Origin of the sequence: uncultured Maricaulis sp. (assembly GCF_963975345.1) — a bacterium.
Lineage (GTDB): Bacteria > Pseudomonadota > Alphaproteobacteria > Caulobacterales > Maricaulaceae > Maricaulis.
Genome location: NZ_CAXBGE010000002.1, coordinates 187,752 through 204,823, shown reverse-complemented (window position 1 = coordinate 204,823; position 17,072 = coordinate 187,752). Strand labels below are relative to the sequence as shown.

The following is a 17,072-nucleotide window of genomic DNA, read 5'->3' as shown; positions in this document are numbered from 1 at the left end:
ACGGGAACGGGGCTTATTCGCCCTCGATCTCGACGCGTTCGGCTTCCAGTTCGAGCCAGCGATCTTCCTTGTCTGAACGCGAGGTCATCGCCGCCGCGAGTTCCTTGGTCGTCCTGGAGAAGCGGACCGTGTCCTTGAAGATGGCCGGGTCGGCGAGGTCGGCTTCGAGCTTGGCAATGGTCTTGCCGAGCAATTCGATCTCGCCGGGCAGAAGCTTCAGCGCGTAGCGGTCCTTATTGGCCATTTTGCGCTTTTCAACGCGCGGGGCGGCGGCGGCCTTGACCGCAGCCTTGCGGTTGGGCGCGACATCGCCGCCGAGCGGCACCAGGCCATAGCCGCGCTGGGAGACCATATCGGAATAACCGCCGGCATATTCGGTCCAATGGCCATCGCCTTCGGCGATCAGCACGCTGGTACAGACGCGGTCGAGAAAGTCCCGGTCGTGCGAGACGATGAAGACGGTGCCGGAATACTCGTCAATCAGGGCCTGCAACAGGTCGAGCGTTTCCAGATCGAGATCATTGGTCGGCTCGTCGAGCACCAGAAGATTGGACGGCAGAGCCAGGGCGCGGGCGAGCATGACGCGCGCCTTTTCGCCGCCGGACAAGACTTCGACCGGCGTGTTGATCTGCTCCGGCGGGAACAGGAAATCCTTCATATAGGCGATGACATGCTTGGACTGGCCATTGACCTCGACGGTATTGCCGCCGCCCTGGGTCAGAGCTTCCGACAGGGTCCATTCCGGGCGTAGCGCGACGCGCTTCTGGTCGAGGCTGGCCATTTCCAGCTTGGTGCCGAGACGAAGTTCGCCGCTATCGGCTTTCAGCTTGCCGGTCAACAGGTTGAGCAGGGTCGTTTTGCCGGCCCCGTTTGGCCCGATCAGACCAATGCGGGCACCGCGGGCGATCTTGATCGAGAAATCGGCAACGATGTCGCGGCCATCATAGGCCTTGTTGAGATCAATCGCCTCGGCGACCAGCTTGCCGGAATCCCTGGCCGCGGAGGATTGCAGATTGACCTGGCCCTCGGGGCCGCGATGGTCGGTGCGCTGCTGGCGCAGGCCCTGCAGATCGGATAGGCGCTTTACATTGCGCTTGCGCCGGGCGGTGACGCCATAGCGCAGCCAGTGTTCCTCGCGCACGATTTTGCGGTCGAGCTTGTGCATTTCCAGCTGCTCGGCTTCGAGCACTTCGTCGCGCCAGGCCTCGAAGGCCGAGAAGCTGCGCTCCATCAGACGGGTCTGGCCGCGATCCAGCCAAAGCGTTTTGCGCGAGAGATTGGACAGGAAGCGCCGGTCATGGCTGATCAGCACTAGGGCGGAACGGCTGGATTTCAGCTCGCCCTCAAGCCACTCGATTGCTGGCAAGTCGAGGTGATTGGTCGGCTCGTCAAGCAGGAGAATGTCCGGGCTTGGTGCCAATGCTTGGGCGAGGGCGGCGCGGCGCGCTTCGCCGCCGGAGAGGATTTTGGGATCCTCCAGCCCGGTCAGGCCAAGATGCTCCAGCAGATATTGCGCCCGATAGGGATCGTCACCTTCGGTCAGGCCTGACTGCACGTAGTCCATGACGGTCTTGAATGCAGTCAGATCGGGATCCTGCTCGAGATAGCGGATCGTCGAGCCGGGATGGACGAAACGCTCGCCCTCATCGCATTCCACCGTGCCGGCGGCGACTTTCATCATCGTCGACTTGCCCGAGCCATTGCGGCCGACCAGGCACAGGCGTTCGCCCTCGCCGACGCTGAGATCAGCGCCATCGAGCAGGGCGGTGACGCCGAAGGTGAGGTGGATATTCTGGAGAGTCAGAAGAGGTGGAGCCATGAGGCACCGCATACAGGGCGCGGCACCGAAGGTCACGGTCCGCGATCAGGTGCTGCGCGCCAGAAAGGGTGGTTTGGGGGAAAATATTTATGCGTACACTTGCGCAACTGATTGTATAATGCCAATCTGACGATCAAGATGATGAAGGACGGCGTCGGAAAGCATGAGCGAAATACCTTTTTTCGACGGCCGGGCAGCCTTTGCCCTCAGGGTTCGACAGGCTTCCGTGGATCTGTATGAGCAGATGGATGAGTGTCTGCAGGCCCACGGTCTGCTTCTGCCGGCCTATGCGACCAGCTTGGTGCAAACGCTTTTCCATGTCGGATCGCAATCCGTCTCCGCGCTGGCCGAGGAGCTTGGCTTGTCGCATCAATTGGCGTCGCAGCGGTTGAAATGGCTGGAGAAAGAGGGGCTGGTTGAGATCGGTGACGATCCCGACGACCGCCGCCGACGCCAGGTCCGGTTGACGGAGTCCGGAACACAGGAAGCGCAAAAGCTTCAAACTTTCCTGCCGCTGCTGGAGCGCGCCTATTCGCATCTGTTCGATGAGATCGGCATGGACCTGCATCGGGGGTTGGTCGACGGGCGTAACGCATTGAGCACAAAATCATTACTGGCCCGGATGCAGGCCAGCTAACATGGGCATGCCGTTCCCACAGGGCACGGTGCAAAGATCGAGACGGGGATTTCGCGACGTGAAGTCCCTCTGCAGGTGGGGAACCACCTGCGATATGGTAATGTGAAAATCGCGACCGATGCCGGTTGCGACCGTTAATCAAGAGGGGCGGACCGCGAGCGCGACCGAAAATTCAATATGCTGGAAATCAAGGGACTGTCGAAAACCTACGGCAATAAAGTTCGGGCGCTGGACAATGTGGATCTGTCGATCCCCAAGGGGATGTTCGGCTTGTTGGGGCCCAATGGGGCCGGCAAATCGACCCTGATGCGGACGATTGCGACACTGCAGGCCCCCGATGCGGGCACGCTGACCTTCGGCGATATCGACATTCTCAAGGATCCGCAGGCCCTGCGCGCCACGCTCGGCTATCTGCCGCAGGATTTCGGTGTCTATCCGCGCATGTCGGCGCGGGCGATGCTCGACCATCTCGCCGTCCTCAAAGGCCTTTCCAACGGCAAGGAACGCAAGGCCGTCGTGACCAGCCTGCTGGAACAGACCAATCTGGCGCAGCACGCCAACAAGGCGGTTGCCAGCTTCTCCGGAGGCATGCGCCAGCGCTTCGGCATTGCCCAAGCCCTGCTCGGCGACCCGCAATTGATCATCGTCGATGAGCCCACCGCCGGTCTCGACCCGGAAGAGCGCAACCGCTTTCACAATCTGCTCTCGGAAATCGGTGAGAATGTCGCGGTGATCCTCTCCACTCACATCGTCGAGGACGTCTCTGATCTCTGCCCGAATATGGCGATCATGAATGGCGGCAAGATTGTCGCCAAGGGCTCGCCCGGCGACCTGATCGCGGCGCTCGACGGCAAGGTCTGGGCGCGCACCATCGCGAAGTCGGAACTGGCTGGTCTGCGCAGCAAATACAACATCATCTCCGAACGTCTGACGGTCGGTCAGGTGAAAATTCACGTGATCGCCGACACAAATCCTGGCGAGGGTTTCGAGCCGATCGCGGCCGATCTTGAAGACGTGTATTTCTCGACGATCCGCCAGGGCCAGACCGCCTCGGCGGCCGCCGCCTGATCCTCAAACCCTACTGAAAGGAGCACACCATGCTCTCGAAAATTGCCGGGTTTGAGGTTCGCTACCAGCTGTTCTCACCCACTTTCATCGCCGTCTTCGCCATTTTCTTCCTGCTGGCCTTTGGCGGTATCACCATTGACAATATCCAGATCGGCGGTGGCGGTGCGACCAATATCAACTCGCCCAACGCCCTGACGATCAACCTCCTGATATTCTCCATTTTCGGTGCCATTATTCCGACGGCACTGCTCTCCTCCGGCGTTCTGAGAGACCAGAGCTTCAAGACCGAGGAGATGTTCTACTCGCGGCCCATCCGCAAGCTGGACTTCGTTCTCGGGCGCTTTGTCGGCGGCTATATCGCGACGGCTCTGGCCTTCGCCAGCGTGCCGCTCGCCTTCCTGATCGGCTCGCAAATGCCCTGGCTCGACCAGGAATTGATCGGGCCGACCAATCTGGGCCACTTCCTCTATCTCTATGCGACGCTCGGGCTGGTGAATATGTGGGTCGTGGGGACCATCCTGTTCACGGTCGCCAATTTCACCCGCTCGACCATTATGACCTATGCCACTTTTGTCGGGCTGTTGGTGTTGTATTTCGTCGGCCTCGGCCTGGCGCAGAACGCACCAGACCTGCGCGAAACCATCGCCCTGATCGACCCGTTTGGCCTCAACACATTCAGTGAAGTCACCCGCTACTGGACCGTCTCGGAACAGAATAACCAGGTGATGGCGTTCGACGGGCTGTTCATGCAGAATCGTCTGTTGTGGATCGGCATTGGCCTCGCGCTGCTGGTGCTCAATATCGCGACCTTCCGCTTCCGGAAAGCCTCGACGGGCGGCGGTCGCTCAAAGCCTGCCACCGGTCCAGCAATGGCGGCACCAGCAGCGATTTCCGATATCACGCTGCCGCGCGCAACCACCTCGACCGGCACCGCCACACAGATCCAGCAATTCTTCGCCCGGCTCAATTTCGAGGTGAAGGGCGTGGTGCTCAATGTCGCCTTCTGGATTCTGCTCGTGCTCGGCCTTTTGAACACCGTTCCCGGCTTCTTCTTCGGTGGTGAGGTCTATGGCACGGCGAATTACCCGGTCACGCGCGTCTTCATCAATCTGATCAACGGCGCCTATTCGATCATCCCGATTGTGATCGTGATCTATTATGCCGCCGAGCTGATGTGGCGCGAGCGGCGGGTCGGATTCTCCGAGATCACCGAGGCCACACCAACACCGAGCTGGGTGTTCATTTCCACCAAATTCCTCGCCATGTGCGTGGTGATCATATCGCTCGTTGTCGTCGCAATCTTGGCCTCGATCGCCTCCCAGGCGATCAAGGGCTATTCGGTCTTCGAGCTCGACCAGTATTTCGTCCGCAGCGTGTTTGAACTGGTGATCCCGCCGGTTATGCTGGCGGCGCTGGCGATCTTCTTCCAGGTGCTGACCAATAATCGCTGGCTCGGCATGGCGGTCATGCTGGTCTTCTTCATCATCACCCTGGTGATGGCCCAGATCGGCTTCGATCATAATCTCTACCAGTACGGGTCAATCCCGGCGGCCCCCTGGTCAGACATGAACCGCTATGGTCATTTCTTTGGCATCAGCGTCTTGTTCTCGGTCTATTGGGGCTTTTGGGCGCTGCTTCTGCTGGTGCTGGCCTATCAATTGTGGAATCGCGGTGCGCCGCAGCCCATCCTGAAACGTCTGGCTGGTCTGTTCGGCGGCTTCAGCCCGGCCACTGCTTCGCTGGCTGCCGTCGCCATTATTGGTGCCGGCCTCACCGGCGGCTGGATTTTCTACAATACCAATGTGCTCAATGAATACATTTCGGGGCCCGACCACCGGACCCTTCGTGCGGATTATGAGCGGCAATATCTCTATCTCGACGATCTGCCGCAGCCGACGATCACCGATACCAGCTATGACGTTGATATCTATCCCGAGGACCGGCGCTACACGGCACGCGGCAGCTATGTGCTGGAGAATAAGACTGACGGGCCGATCGACACGTTGTGGATCTCCTACGGAGAGTACACGACCGTCGTCTCACAAAGTCTGGAAGGGGCAAGCCTGGCGACGTCGGATGAACCGTTCTACATCTACAGCTTCGCTCTGGATGCGCCGATGCAACCGGGTGAGACGCGGATCTTCGACTTCGCAATTGCCCACAATAATCCGGGCTTCCGCAATTCCGGCAATATCACGACGGTCAATTACAACGGCACATTCTTCAATAATGGCGAGTCGATGCCCAATATCGGCTTCAATCAGGGCTGGCGTCTGACCGACCGGCAGCAACGCCGGCGCGACGGGCTCGAGCCAATCCCGCGGGCCTTCCCGCTTGAGGATGAAACCCACTGGAATGAGAGCGCGTTCGGAAAGACGTCCGACTATGTCAGCTTCCGGACCATCGTCTCGACCAGTGTCGGACAGACCGCCATCGCGCCGGGCTATCTCGAGCGTGACTGGGTGGAGGGTGACCGTCACTATTTCGAATACATCATGGATCGCCCGATCCTGAACTTCTACTCGTGGCTCTCGGCGGATTATCAGCTGGCAGAGCGGACACGAAACGGGATCGATCTCCAGGTCTTCTATCACGAGCCGCATGCTTGGAATGTCGAGCGCATGCTGACGGCGTCCGAGGATGCCTTGGCGTATTTCTCGGAGCATTTCAGCCCCTATCAATACCGCCAGTTCCGCATTCTGGAATTCCCGGCCTATGCCAGCTTTGCCCAATCCTTCCCGAACACGATCCCGTTTTCGGAGGCCATTGGTTTCATTGCTGATCTGCGTGATCCTGACGATATCGACTATGTGTATTACGTCACGGCTCACGAGGCGGCGCACCAATGGTGGGCGCATCAGGTGATGTCAGCCAATGTCCAGGGCGGCACCATGTTGATCGAGACCTTCGCCCAATACTCGGCTCTGATGCTGATGCGTCAGGAGTATGGCGAGGACAATATGCGCCGCTTCCTCAAATACGAGCTCGACCGCTATCTCAGCGCCCGCGGTTCGGAAGCGATTGAGGAACAGCCGCTCTATCGCGTCGAGAACCAACAATACATCCATTACCGCAAGGGCGCGGTGATCATGTATGCGCTGCAGGACTATCTCGGCGAGGATGTCGTCAATCACGTCATGGCAAGACTGATCGAGGAGCGTGCCTATTCGAGCCGCCCCTATGCCACCACGCTCGATTTCCTGCGCATTCTGCGCGAAGAAGCCGGGCCGGAGCATGAGCAGATGATCCACGACTTCTTCGAACGGATCGTGCTGTTCGATCTCAAGGTCACCGATGCAACGGCGACCCAGCGCGAAGATGGCCGCTGGGATCTGGTGATGGACATCGAGGCGCATAAATTCGCAGCCGATGGCGAGGGCGTCGAGACCGAGGAAGATATCGACTACATGGTCGATATCGGTGTCTTCACCCGCGATCTCGATGGTGCGATCCAGGGCTCAGATCACGTGCTCTACATGGACAAGCATCGCATCAATGAGACCACGATGCGGATCGAACTGATCGTTGACCAAGAGCCGGTCTATGCCGGGATCGATCCCTACAACAAGCTGATCGACCGCAATTCGGATGATAATCTCAGCCGGGTGACGATCGAGTAGGGCCGGCGCGGGCCCCCACCCAATCCCGGACGGGAGGTGGGGGCCGCACGCGCACTGCGGATCATGCGTCAGGCGATGAGAAACGTGTTCGATTCCGGACCAGAATCGCGTGTCAGACTGCGCAGGAAGTTTGGAAAAATCTCCATCGCGTCCATCGCCGGCAGACTGCCTTTTTCGCGGCCGCTCCACCAGTATATCCAGAACGATGTGACGTGTGTCACCACGCCCAGATCGCTGCCGAGGTCCCGGAAATAGTGGGGCGCGTTGAGGAGAAAACGGCGAATGACGGTCGGGTCGCCGCCGTGACAGAACAGGCCGAATTCCCGGTCATATTCGTCGATTATCGAGCTGAGCGCTCTCCAACGATTGCGAACTTCGTTGATGATTGAACGGCGAATTTTGTTGATCTGCTCGGTCTCGGCGGGGGTCGCGCTTGATATGGTCAGAGCATTCATTTCCCTGAGAAAATCGCGCAATTCATATTTCGCGACATCGACGCTCCAGCGGTAATAGAGCGTGCCCTTCCAGCCGAAAATGCCTTGTGAAAACTCGTCATCGCTCAGGCCGAGCGTCGTACGCAGCTGGTGCATGCTGTCTGACGGATCGTCACACAAAAGTTGTTCGGCAAATTTGAGCGCTCGCCGGTCATCCCGCCTCAGCTCGCCCGCTCCGAAAGCCAGCCCGACAACGCCGGCGATTTGCTGCGCGACGTGGCGGCGCATCGCGACCTGATCCGCTTCGGTGATGCTGAAATAATGCCGTGCAACAGGGTGATGACACTCCGCGTAGCGGTCGGCGAGCAGGAAAGGGTCGAAAGATGGGAGGTCGGCAAGATCTTTCAGTCGCTCAAGGTCGGCATCGAAATGCTTGTTTTCCGACCCGGCGCCGAGAAATTTCCGCAACCGGCTGTCGAAGTCACGTTCCTCGACGATGAAAGTGTGGCCACCCATCGAGAGGTCGGCGGTATTCACCGGGATGATGACCTTGGTGACGACCGGGTCCTCGGTGGCCAAATAGGCCCGATCTTCGGCGCGGACTGTGTGTTTGATCAGGAAACTCGCATTGAGCCGCGGATTCCTGAAAAATGGATGGGAGATATGGTCGGGCTTGTCGTGGAAGCGTCGTCCGATGGACCACAGGTCGAGAATTCGCGGGGTCGCACCGCCCTGCACAATCCATTTTAAATGTGTACGATCCGCATTGTTCATCAACTAAACTTCCCTGATGGGAATGTGAAGGGTGCAGCAGAAGCATTAAGTTCATATTAATTTTTTTGTCCTAGTCGCCCACCGGCCCTGCGCTGGCTGACGCGCAGGCGGTCGCCGGGCCTGACCCGACCGGGGCAAATCCGGCGTCAATAGGTCGGGAGTGGAGATGGGCGACGCGGCGTGTTCTCGGTCTCGTCCGACAGTTGCGATTATGCAAAGCGCGGGGCCACGCGCCGGCGATGTTCGCGATCACGCTCAGCAAGCAGGAAGGGGGCGGAAATGCAGCTGGTGGCGCCTCCCTTGAGGATGTGGCGCAGGTCGGACCCGGCAATCGGCCTGACGCGGCTCACGTCCGCTTCTCCAGGTGCGGTCAGAGGCCTGCGTCACCGCTTCAAGCTCCGGTCGGTGTTGCCGGTTGTATTCGAGATGCAATTCAATCGAACGCCGCAATGCCCCGAGGTCAAAACCCATTCAGTTTTTGCGGGCCGGAGGCTTGAGCAGCGAGAAGAAAAAGCCGGCGCCTGCGCCGCCCAGCGCCAGGCTGAGCAGGCCCGTCAGGGTCCGGCTTGAGGCGACCGGCGTGATCAATGAATGCAGGACCTCGCCATAATAGGTCGTGATCGCCAGCATGATGCAGGCGACCGCCGCCCCACCTGCCAGGGTAAAACCGATCCGGCGCCAGGGTTTTCCAAGCAAGCGAGCGGTCCAGCCAGCGACCGGGAAGGCGATCGTAAAGCCGATCAGCACCAGGACGAACAGAGTCGGCCCGAAGCCCAGAAGATCGCGCTTGATGGCGTCGAGCCGCACGGCGGTGGAGAAGTCGGCCCCGACTGCAGACAGCGATTGCAGCACGACATGGGTGTTGGCGATGCTGACCAACACGGTTCCCAGCACGACGCTGAGCAGAAAAATGAAGGCGGTGCGTAAAATCGACATGCGCGGGGACCTTCGAGGGCTCTACAGACTGCGCGCCAGCCTATAGGCTGGCTGGCGGCACGACAATTGGCGGAGTTTGATGATGAGACACTGGGTTTTTGCGACGCTGGCAGCCTTCGCCATCAGCTCGGCCGGCTTTGCCGAGCCCAGGCAGGAAACGGTCGTCGAAGGGCTGGAATTTCCCTGGAGTCTCGCCTTCCTGCCGGATGGCCGCATGCTGGTGACCGAAAAGCCGGGCCGCTTGCGCGTGATTGATGCGGACGGTCTGGAGGCCGCGCCCGTCTCCGGCGTGCCGGAGGTGTTGTATTCCGGGCAGGGCGGTCTGCTCGACGTCGTCTTGCACCCGGATTTCGAAACCAATCATCTCGTCTATCTCACCTGGTCTGAAGGCACGCCGCGCGACAACACGCTCAAGCTTGGCCGTGGCCGGTTGGAGGGCATGGCGCTGGTCGACTTCGAGGAAATTTTCGCCGCGCAGCCCAACCGTCACACCGATGTGCATTATGGCGCCCGGCTGGCCTTCCTGCCCGACAACACGCTGCTGCTCAGTGTCGGCGAGGGCTTTGATTATCGCGAGGAGGCGCAGCAGCCGGCCTCGCATTTCGGCAGCTATGTCCACCTCAATGCCGATGGCACACCCATCACCAGCCCGTTCGCGGATGCTGCGCCGGGCGTCTACACCATCGGTCACCGCAATCCGCAGGGCATCGCGGTCGATCCGGTGAGCGGGATTGTCTATTCCAACGAGCATGGGCCACGCGGTGGCGACGAGATCAATATCCTGATCGAGGGCCGCAATTATGGCTGGCCGATTGCCACCCACGGCGTCGATTACACCGGTGCGCTGGTGAGCCCCTATACCAGCTATCCCGGCATGGAAGAGCCGCTGCTCTACTGGGTGCCGTCCATCGCGCCCTCAAGCATGGCGATCTATCACGGAACGATGTTTGCCGACTGGGATGGCGATCTGCTCGTCACAGCCCTGATCCATGGCGATGCCGGTGTCCCATCGGGACATTTGCGCCGGATCGATCTGGAAAACGGTGAAGTGGTGGGTCAGGAGATCCTGCTCGGCGATCTCCAAGCGCGGATGCGCAATGTCGCGGTCGCGCCCGACGGCAGCATCTATCTCCTCACCGACGAGCCCGAAGGGCGTTTGATCCGGTTGACGCGGGACTGATCACTCGGCCGTAGCAGTGCCGCTTTGATGGCCGGGCAGGCGGCTGTCGATATGGCGCCGGCGCCAATTGCCCAGACGCGAGGGCGCGGCGAGCAGGACCGGGGTCAGGATCAGGGTCAACAGGGTTGAGAAACCCAGCCCCCAGACCACGGCCGACGACAGCTGCACCCACCATTCGCTGGCGGGTCCGCCAATACCGATCACGCCACGGCTGAAATCGGCATTGATCTGCCAAGCCATCGGCAACAGGCCGAAAATCGTTGTGATCGTGGTCAGCATCACCGGGCGCAGGCGCTGGGCTGCGGTGCGGATAACAGCCTCATCGACCGCCATCCCAAGGCCGCGCAGGCGCTGATAGGTGTCGATCAGCACGATATTGTTGTTCACCACAATCCCCGCCAGCGTCACCACCCCCGTGCCCAGGAAGAGGATTGAGATATAGGGGAAGGTCAGCAGGACGCCGAGCAGGACGCCGACAACCGATAGCACGACCGCCAGCAGGGTCAGGACGACGTGCCAGAAATTATTGAACTGCCAGAGCAGGATCACCGCCATCATGAAGAGCGAGGCAATCATCGCGCCGACGAAGAAGGCACCGGCCTCGGCATTTTCCTGGTCGGCGCCGAGATATTCGACCGAAACGCTGCGCTCGATATTGCCGCTCTCAACCTGGGTGTCGATCCAGGCCCGCACTTCGGCGACGAGCAGATTGCCGGCATGGTTGTCGTCAGCATTGGCCCGGATCTGCAGCACGCGCTGGCCGTCGCGGCGGCGGATCGAATCGACCCTCGGTCGCGGCTCCAGCGTCACGAAATTCGACATCGGCACCGTGCCGTTGCGGGTATTGACCCGAAGATCGCCAAGCCGGGAAATGTCGCGATCCGCTTCGGGGAAACGCACCCGGATATCGACCTCTTCATCGGCATCATCGGGCCGGTAACGCCCGACCAATGAGCCGGTTGTGACCAGCTGCACCGCCGCGCCAACCTGGGTGACGTCGGCGCCAAAACGCGCCGCCTCGGCGCGGTCGACATCCAGCCGCCACTCGACCCCGGGCAAGGGCAGGCTGTCCTCGATATCGACCAGCCCGTCCACCGTATCGAAATAGGCCCGGATCAATCGTGCGGTGCGTTCCAGTGCGTCGGCATCATTGGAACGCAATTGGACCTGAACGTCCTTGCCGACCGGCGGACCCTTTTCGAACGGTCTGACTTCGATGATGACGCCGGGAATGCCGACCATGGCCTCGCGGATTTGCCGCTCGATCAAGCGGCCATTGGGGCGTTGCCCGAAGGGTTCGAATTCCACGAAAATGCGGGCGATGCTGTCGGCCGGGGCAGAGCCGGTGCCGTCGAAGGGATTATTGCCCGGCGGCTGACCGGCGACGGTGTAATAGCCCTTGATGCCTTCAATCCCGGCCAAGCGGCTCTCGGCTTCCAGCGCGATTTCGTATTGTTCGGCCGGTGAAAGATTGCCGCGTGCGCGGACGAAAACATAGAGCTGTTCCGGCTCGGCATCGAGGAAGAATTCGGTCCGTTTGGGCTGCAGGCCGAACAGGCCGGCCGAGCTGGCGGCGAAGCTTCCGACCACCAGAACGACGATCAGCACACCGCTCAGCGTCACTGTGATCGGTCGTTTGATGAGGCTCGAGACCAGCTTGGCATAACGACCGGTCAGACCCGGCAGATCGGTCGGATCGCTGTCTTCCTGGGCGTTGAGATGCGCGACGGCTGATTTGGGATCGACGACGCCGCCCTTGGCGCCCAGCACCGAGCCGAGCGTCGGCAGGAAGATCAGAGCCATCACCAGCGCCGAACTGAGGACGAAGATCAGAGTCAGCGGCAGATAGGCCATGTATTGGCCGGGAATCGAGTTCCAGAACAGGAAGGGGAGGAAGGCGGCCAATGTCGTCGCGGTCGAGGAGACAATTGGCCAGAACATGCGCTTGCCGGCATGGGTGTAGGCCATTTTTCGGGTCTCGCCCTCGGCGAGTTTGCGGTCGGCATATTCGACCACCACGATGGCCCCATCGACCAGCAATCCGACCGCCAGCACCATGGCGAACATCACCATGAAATTGATCGTCAGCCCGTAGAGGCCGAGCAGCAGGAATGCGAACAGGAAGCTCGACGGGATCGCCAGCCCGACGAGCAGCGCCGAGCGCAGACCAAGCGCGGCGACGACGATGATCAGGACCAGCACGATCGCCAACACGATGGAGCTGGTCAGGCTGTGCAGGCTGTCGCGCACATAGGTCGACTGGTCGAGGCTGAATTCGTAATGCACCGTCTGCGGCCATTGGCTCGCGACGTCTGCGGTCAGCGCCTGGACCGCAGCGCTGGTGTCCATGATGTTTTCGCCGCTACGCCTGACAACCTGCAGTGTGAAGGCGGGCTGGCCATTATAGCGCGCATAGCTGTCGGCATCCTTGAAGGTGCGGCGCACGGTGGCGACATCCTGCAGCGTCACAACGGCGTCATTCGAGCTGATCAGCGGCAGGTTAAGCGCATCGGCAGCGGTCTCGAACAGGCCGGGCACCTTGACCTGGAAACGCGCCGCTCCGCTATCGAGCGAACCGGCGGCGATCAGCCGGTTATTCGACTGCACCGCGTTGAATAATTGCGCATAGGTGACGCCGTGGGATTCCAGCAGCGCCGGATCGATCACGATTTCCAGCACTTCCTCGCGCAGACCTTGAACATCAACCTGCAGGATTTGCGGCAGCGCCTCGATCTCGTCCTGCAACTGGCGCGTCAGCTGGAACAGCGTGCGTTCTGGCGCGTCGCCATAGACCTGCACGGCGATGGTTGGCGCGAGGCCGGAATTGAATTCCTGCACGATGGGTTCGCGGGCATCTTCGGGAAATTGGCGCCGCGCCATATCGACAGCGTCGCGCACATCCTGCACAGATTGATCGGCATTGAAGGGAACTTGGAATTCGGCGACCAGCGTGCCGGCACCGAGCGCCGCAGTGCCGTGCAGTTCCACCAGCCCGTCAATCGCGCGCATCTCGGTTTCGACCGGCCGCACGATCAGGCGCTCCGCGTCCTCTGGCGAAATGCCGTCCAGCGGCACCACGACGACAACAAAGGGGAAGGGAATATCGGGGTCGGATTCGCGCGGCAGCGTCAGAAAGGCGATAAGGCCGGCCGCCAGCGCACAGACAAAGATCCCCAGAATCATCCGGGCGCGATCAATCGCAAAATCGACAATTCCGGTCACTCGGCTGCTCCGGCGCCCGCCAGCCTGACCTGGACCCCGTCCTCGACGAAGTCCTGTCCGACCGTGATCACCCGGGCCGGGTTCGGCAGGCCGGAAACCCAGACTTCCTCGCCGTCATCGTCCAGCAGCTCCACCGGCAGGAAGCGGACGATGTCGCCGGCTTCGACAATGCGCACGCCCAGTTCGCCATTGGCGTTCAGAGCCAGAACCGAAGTCGGGATACGATAGGCGGGCTCGGCGGCGAGCGGGATCGCAATCTCTGCGGTGACGCCGCTGCGCAGCTGGCCGTCCGGATTGGGAGCCGCCAACTCAAGACGGAAGGTGTGTGTTGCAGGATCGGCGCGGCGTTCGACGAAGCGTACCGTGCCCGCGACGGTCTCGCCGGTGATCAGACGGGCCGTACCTGGCATGCCCGCTGCCAGGCCGGCGACATCGCGCTCGGCAACTTCAGCTGTGATCAGGATCGGGTCCAGCTGCACGACAGTGCCGCAGGCCGCTCCCGGGGCGAGGTAGTCACCGATTTCTCCGGCGCGATTGTCGAAATAGCCGTCAAAGGGCGCGCGGATATTGGTATTGGAAACTTCCTGGCGCGCCGCTTCAAGCCGGGCCTGGGCCGCGTCGCGCAGGGCTTCGACGCCGGCGACGGCATTGGCGGAGCGGTGGCCGCGATTGAGCAGTTCCACGGCGGCATTATAGTCCAGTTCGCGTGTGCGGTATTCCGCCTCGGCTTGGGCGAGGGCGGCGCCGCGGGCATTGAGGTCGAGCCGGCACAGGACATCGCCTTCGCTGACAGTTGTGCCTTCGACGGCCGGTGCCGCGACGATGCGGCCACCGGTTTCGGAGCGGACGACGACTTCGCGGAAGGCCTCTGTGCGGCCGCGCAGGGCCAGCCGGGCCGGACGGTCTATTGCGTGGATGGTCTCGGTGACGACTTCAAACCTGACGGGCTCACTCGAATTTGCATTTGCGGCATGTTGCGGGCCGCCCTGCAGCAGCGTGCCGATTGTGAACAGGATGACGACGGCGACGAATATGGCCAGGGCGGTCAGTTGCGAACGGTTCAACGAAATCATTTGGGTGCCCTGCAATTGGATCGTGCATCATCGTGAATCAGCGAACAGCGTTTACTTTCACGACTGATACAGTGCGCACGCGCTCGGGGCGAGTGATTTCCGAGCGCGAAAGGCGGCAAATTACACCCACAGGCTTTAGACGTGCTGGCCCGCACACCAGCCCGACGACCAGGCCCATTGGAAATTATAGCCGCCCAGCCAGCCCGTGACATCGACGGCTTCGCCGATGAAATACAGGCCCGGCACGTCGCGCGCCTCCATCGTGCGGCTGTCGAGGCCGGCGGTATCGATGCCGCCCAGCGTCACTTCGGCCGTGCGATAGCCTTCCGAACCGGTTGGCTTGATGCGCCAGTCGCGCAGCCAGGCCTCAAGCGCTCTGAGCTTCTTGTCCGACTGGTCTGCGAGATTGCCGATCAGGCCGCAATCAGCGGCGAGCAATTGCGCCAGCCGCCTGGGCAGAAACACCGCCATCGCCGTGCCAATGGCCTGGCGGCCATTCTCGGCGCGTTGCGATTTGAGTTCGTCGAATATGCCGAAGCCGGGCTGGAAATTGATCGAAATCTCCTCGCCTTCGCGCCAGTAGGAGGAGATTTGCAGGATCGCCGGCCCGCTCAATCCGCGATGGGTGAAGAGCAGGGCTTCCTCGAAGCTGGTCTTGCCGGCGCTCACGATCGCTTCGACCGCAACGCCGGCAATCGGTTTGAAACGTTCGAGTATCTCCGGACCGAAGGTGAGCGGAACCAGGGCCGGCCGCGTCTCGGTGACTTCAAGGCCATAGGCGCGCGCGACATCATAGGCGAAACCGGTTGCGCCCATTTTCGGGATCGACTTGCCGCCCGTGGCGACCACTAGCGAGCGGCAGGCAAACACCGAGCCATCGCTGAGCTTGAGCACGAAACCCTCGCCCTTGCGCTCGTGAGAGGTCACCGAAACGCCCAGCCGCAGACCAACTCCGGCCTCGCGCATCTCGCCGCGCAGGGCGTCAATGATTTGCGTCGCCGGACCGTCGCAGAACAATTGGCCTAATGTCTTTTCATGCCAAGCGATCCGATGGCGGTCGACCCACGCGATGAAGTCACGCTGGCCATAGCGCTTGAGCGCCGATTTGGCGAAATGCGGGTTGGCCGAGATGAAGTTATTCGGGCCGCAATGCAGATTGGTGAAATTGCAGCGCCCGCCGCCGGAGATGCGGATCTTCTCGCCCGGCTTGTCGGCATGCTCAATGAGCACGGCCGTGCGGCCACGCTTGCCAGCCTCGACGGCGCACATCATGCCCGCCGCGCCCGCTCCGATAATGGCGACGTCATACTCAATCATTGCGGCTCATTTCTTCTGTGAGAAGGCGGAAGCGGGATCAGCCGGTTACCCGGTCGAGCCAGTCGGCGAAGGCCGCCATCTGCGCCTCACGCCCGATCTCATTGAGGGTCTCGTGCCGGAATCCCTTCAACAGGTGGAAATCGACATCGGTGAATCCGGCCTTCTTGAGACGTTTGTAGAGCGTGCGCATCGCCTTGCCCTGCAAAGTCGCCGGATCCTTTGACCCGCCGACAAGATGGAAGGGCAGGTCGCGTGGCACATTGGTAAAATTGGCCTTGTCCTCGGCAAAGGCGCTGCCCTCGAGGAAGTCGCGCCACAGCGAGACGCTGGCCGGCCAGCCGCACACCGGGTCATTGACGTATTTGTCGACCTCGGCGGTATCGCGCGACAGCCAGTCGGCATCGGTGCGGCGTTCGGGGAAAGTCTTGTTCCAGGACTTGAACGTCATCTTGTCGAGCGTCAGGCTCGGGGTAAATTCTCCGCCGACAGCGGCTTCAAACCACAGGATGAGCTTCATGAGACTGGCCAGTTCGCCCAGCGTCATATTGCCATTCCAGATCGCCGCTCCGGCCAGCTTTTCCGGCTGGCGCAGCGCCTGGTTGAAGGCGATCACGGCGCCCATGGAGTGACCGAACACGATCAGGGGCAGGCCGGGCCAGGTGGCGCGCAGCGAGTCTTCGACGGCGCTGACATCACCCATCACCTTGGTCCAGCCATCCGTGTCGGCATAGCGGCGCGCGGCGCCATCTTCCGCCGTCGTCGCGCCATGACCGCGATGGTCATGGGCGCCGACATGATAGCCGCGCGAGGCGAGATATTCCGCGAACGGCGCATAGCGGCCGGCATGTTCGGCCAGACCGTGATTGATGTGGACAATGCCGCGCGGTGTGCCCTTGGCTTCCGCGGTGTAGAGCGCCAGCCGCGCGCCGGTCGGGCTGGGCAGGGTTTGCAGGCTGTAATTGGACTTCGGCATGTCGGCTCCCCGGGTCTGG

11 protein-coding genes are annotated in these 17,072 nt (G+C 61.3%); 4 read left to right on the top strand and 7 right to left on the bottom strand.

What is annotated here, in order from left to right:
- Positions 1-13: 13 nt before the first annotated feature.
- Positions 14-1,819 carry an ATP-binding cassette domain-containing protein gene (locus AAC029_RS02640; RefSeq protein WP_339743657.1) on the bottom strand — a complete coding sequence of 602 codons (1,806 nt, stop codon included), beginning with the start codon at positions 1,817-1,819 and terminating at the stop codon, positions 14-16.
- 163 nt (positions 1,820-1,982) lie between these two features.
- Here AAC029_RS02640 and AAC029_RS02635 point away from each other — a divergent pair, with 163 nt between their 5' ends.
- From AAC029_RS02635 to AAC029_RS02625, 3 genes are all read left to right on the top strand, one after another.
- On the top strand, positions 1,983-2,456 hold the full coding sequence (locus AAC029_RS02635) for a MarR family transcriptional regulator (protein WP_339743655.1): 474 nt from the start codon (positions 1,983-1,985) through the stop codon (positions 2,454-2,456).
- Between the two features lie 177 nt (positions 2,457-2,633).
- Entirely contained in the window at positions 2,634-3,524 is an 891-nt protein-coding gene (locus tag AAC029_RS02630) for an ABC transporter ATP-binding protein (RefSeq protein ID WP_339743653.1), read from the top strand.
- Between the two features lie 29 nt (positions 3,525-3,553).
- Positions 3,554-7,144 carry a M1 family aminopeptidase gene (locus AAC029_RS02625; RefSeq protein ID WP_339743651.1) on the top strand — a complete coding sequence of 1,197 codons (3,591 nt, stop codon included), beginning with the start codon at positions 3,554-3,556 and terminating at the stop codon, positions 7,142-7,144.
- Positions 7,145-7,212: 68 nt separating this feature from the next.
- On the opposite strand, the gene AAC029_RS02620 is transcribed toward AAC029_RS02625, so the two are convergent.
- Complete coding sequence (locus tag AAC029_RS02620) at positions 7,213-8,352, bottom strand: hypothetical protein (RefSeq protein WP_339743649.1); 1,140 nt, start codon at positions 8,350-8,352, stop codon at positions 7,213-7,215.
- A 471-nt stretch (positions 8,353-8,823) separates the two neighbouring features.
- Complete coding sequence (locus AAC029_RS02615; protein ID WP_339743647.1) at positions 8,824-9,288, bottom strand: hypothetical protein; 465 nt, start codon at positions 9,286-9,288, stop codon at positions 8,824-8,826.
- A gap of 82 nt (positions 9,289-9,370) precedes the next feature.
- Here AAC029_RS02615 and AAC029_RS02610 point away from each other — a divergent pair, with 82 nt between their 5' ends.
- Positions 9,371-10,468, top strand: a complete 1,098-nt coding sequence (locus tag AAC029_RS02610; protein ID WP_339743645.1) for a PQQ-dependent sugar dehydrogenase — start codon at positions 9,371-9,373, stop codon at positions 10,466-10,468.
- On the opposite strand, the gene AAC029_RS02605 is transcribed toward AAC029_RS02610, so the two are convergent.
- From AAC029_RS02605 to AAC029_RS02590, 4 genes are all read right to left on the bottom strand, one after another.
- A complete protein-coding gene (locus tag AAC029_RS02605; RefSeq protein WP_339743643.1) occupies positions 10,469-13,690 on the bottom strand; it encodes an efflux RND transporter permease subunit in 3,222 nt (1,073 codons plus the stop codon). It lies immediately after the preceding gene.
- Complete coding sequence (locus AAC029_RS02600; protein ID WP_339743641.1) at positions 13,687-14,763, bottom strand: efflux RND transporter periplasmic adaptor subunit; 1,077 nt, start codon at positions 14,761-14,763, stop codon at positions 13,687-13,689. Before AAC029_RS02600 ends, AAC029_RS02605 begins: the two co-directional genes overlap by 4 nt.
- 135 nt (positions 14,764-14,898) lie before the next feature.
- Positions 14,899-16,080 carry an NAD(P)/FAD-dependent oxidoreductase gene (locus AAC029_RS02595; protein ID WP_339743639.1) on the bottom strand — a complete coding sequence of 394 codons (1,182 nt, stop codon included), beginning with the start codon at positions 16,078-16,080 and terminating at the stop codon, positions 14,899-14,901.
- A gap of 37 nt (positions 16,081-16,117) precedes the next feature.
- Positions 16,118-17,053, bottom strand: a complete 936-nt coding sequence (locus tag AAC029_RS02590; protein ID WP_339743637.1) for an alpha/beta hydrolase — start codon at positions 17,051-17,053, stop codon at positions 16,118-16,120.
- Positions 17,054-17,072: the final 19 nt, after the last annotated feature.

Coding starts and splice junctions, on each gene's coding strand:
- AAC029_RS02590 (WP_339743637.1), bottom strand. CDS start 17,053: ATGCCGAAGTCCAATTACAGCCTGCAAACCCTGCCCAGCCCGACCGGC.
- AAC029_RS02600 (WP_339743641.1), bottom strand. CDS start 14,763: ATGATTTCGTTGAACCGTTCGCAACTGACCGCCCTGGCCATATTCGTC.
- AAC029_RS02625 (WP_339743651.1), top strand. CDS start 3,554: ATGCTCTCGAAAATTGCCGGGTTTGAGGTTCGCTACCAGCTGTTCTCA.
- AAC029_RS02630 (WP_339743653.1), top strand. CDS start 2,634: ATGCTGGAAATCAAGGGACTGTCGAAAACCTACGGCAATAAAGTTCGG.
- AAC029_RS02640 (WP_339743657.1), bottom strand. CDS start 1,819: ATGGCTCCACCTCTTCTGACTCTCCAGAATATCCACCTCACCTTCGGC.
- AAC029_RS02620 (WP_339743649.1), bottom strand. CDS start 8,352: ATGAACAATGCGGATCGTACACATTTAAAATGGATTGTGCAGGGCGGT.
- AAC029_RS02615 (WP_339743647.1), bottom strand. CDS start 9,288: ATGTCGATTTTACGCACCGCCTTCATTTTTCTGCTCAGCGTCGTGCTG.
- AAC029_RS02635 (WP_339743655.1), top strand. CDS start 1,983: ATGAGCGAAATACCTTTTTTCGACGGCCGGGCAGCCTTTGCCCTCAGG.
- AAC029_RS02610 (WP_339743645.1), top strand. CDS start 9,371: ATGAGACACTGGGTTTTTGCGACGCTGGCAGCCTTCGCCATCAGCTCG.
- AAC029_RS02595 (WP_339743639.1), bottom strand. CDS start 16,080: ATGATTGAGTATGACGTCGCCATTATCGGAGCGGGCGCGGCGGGCATG.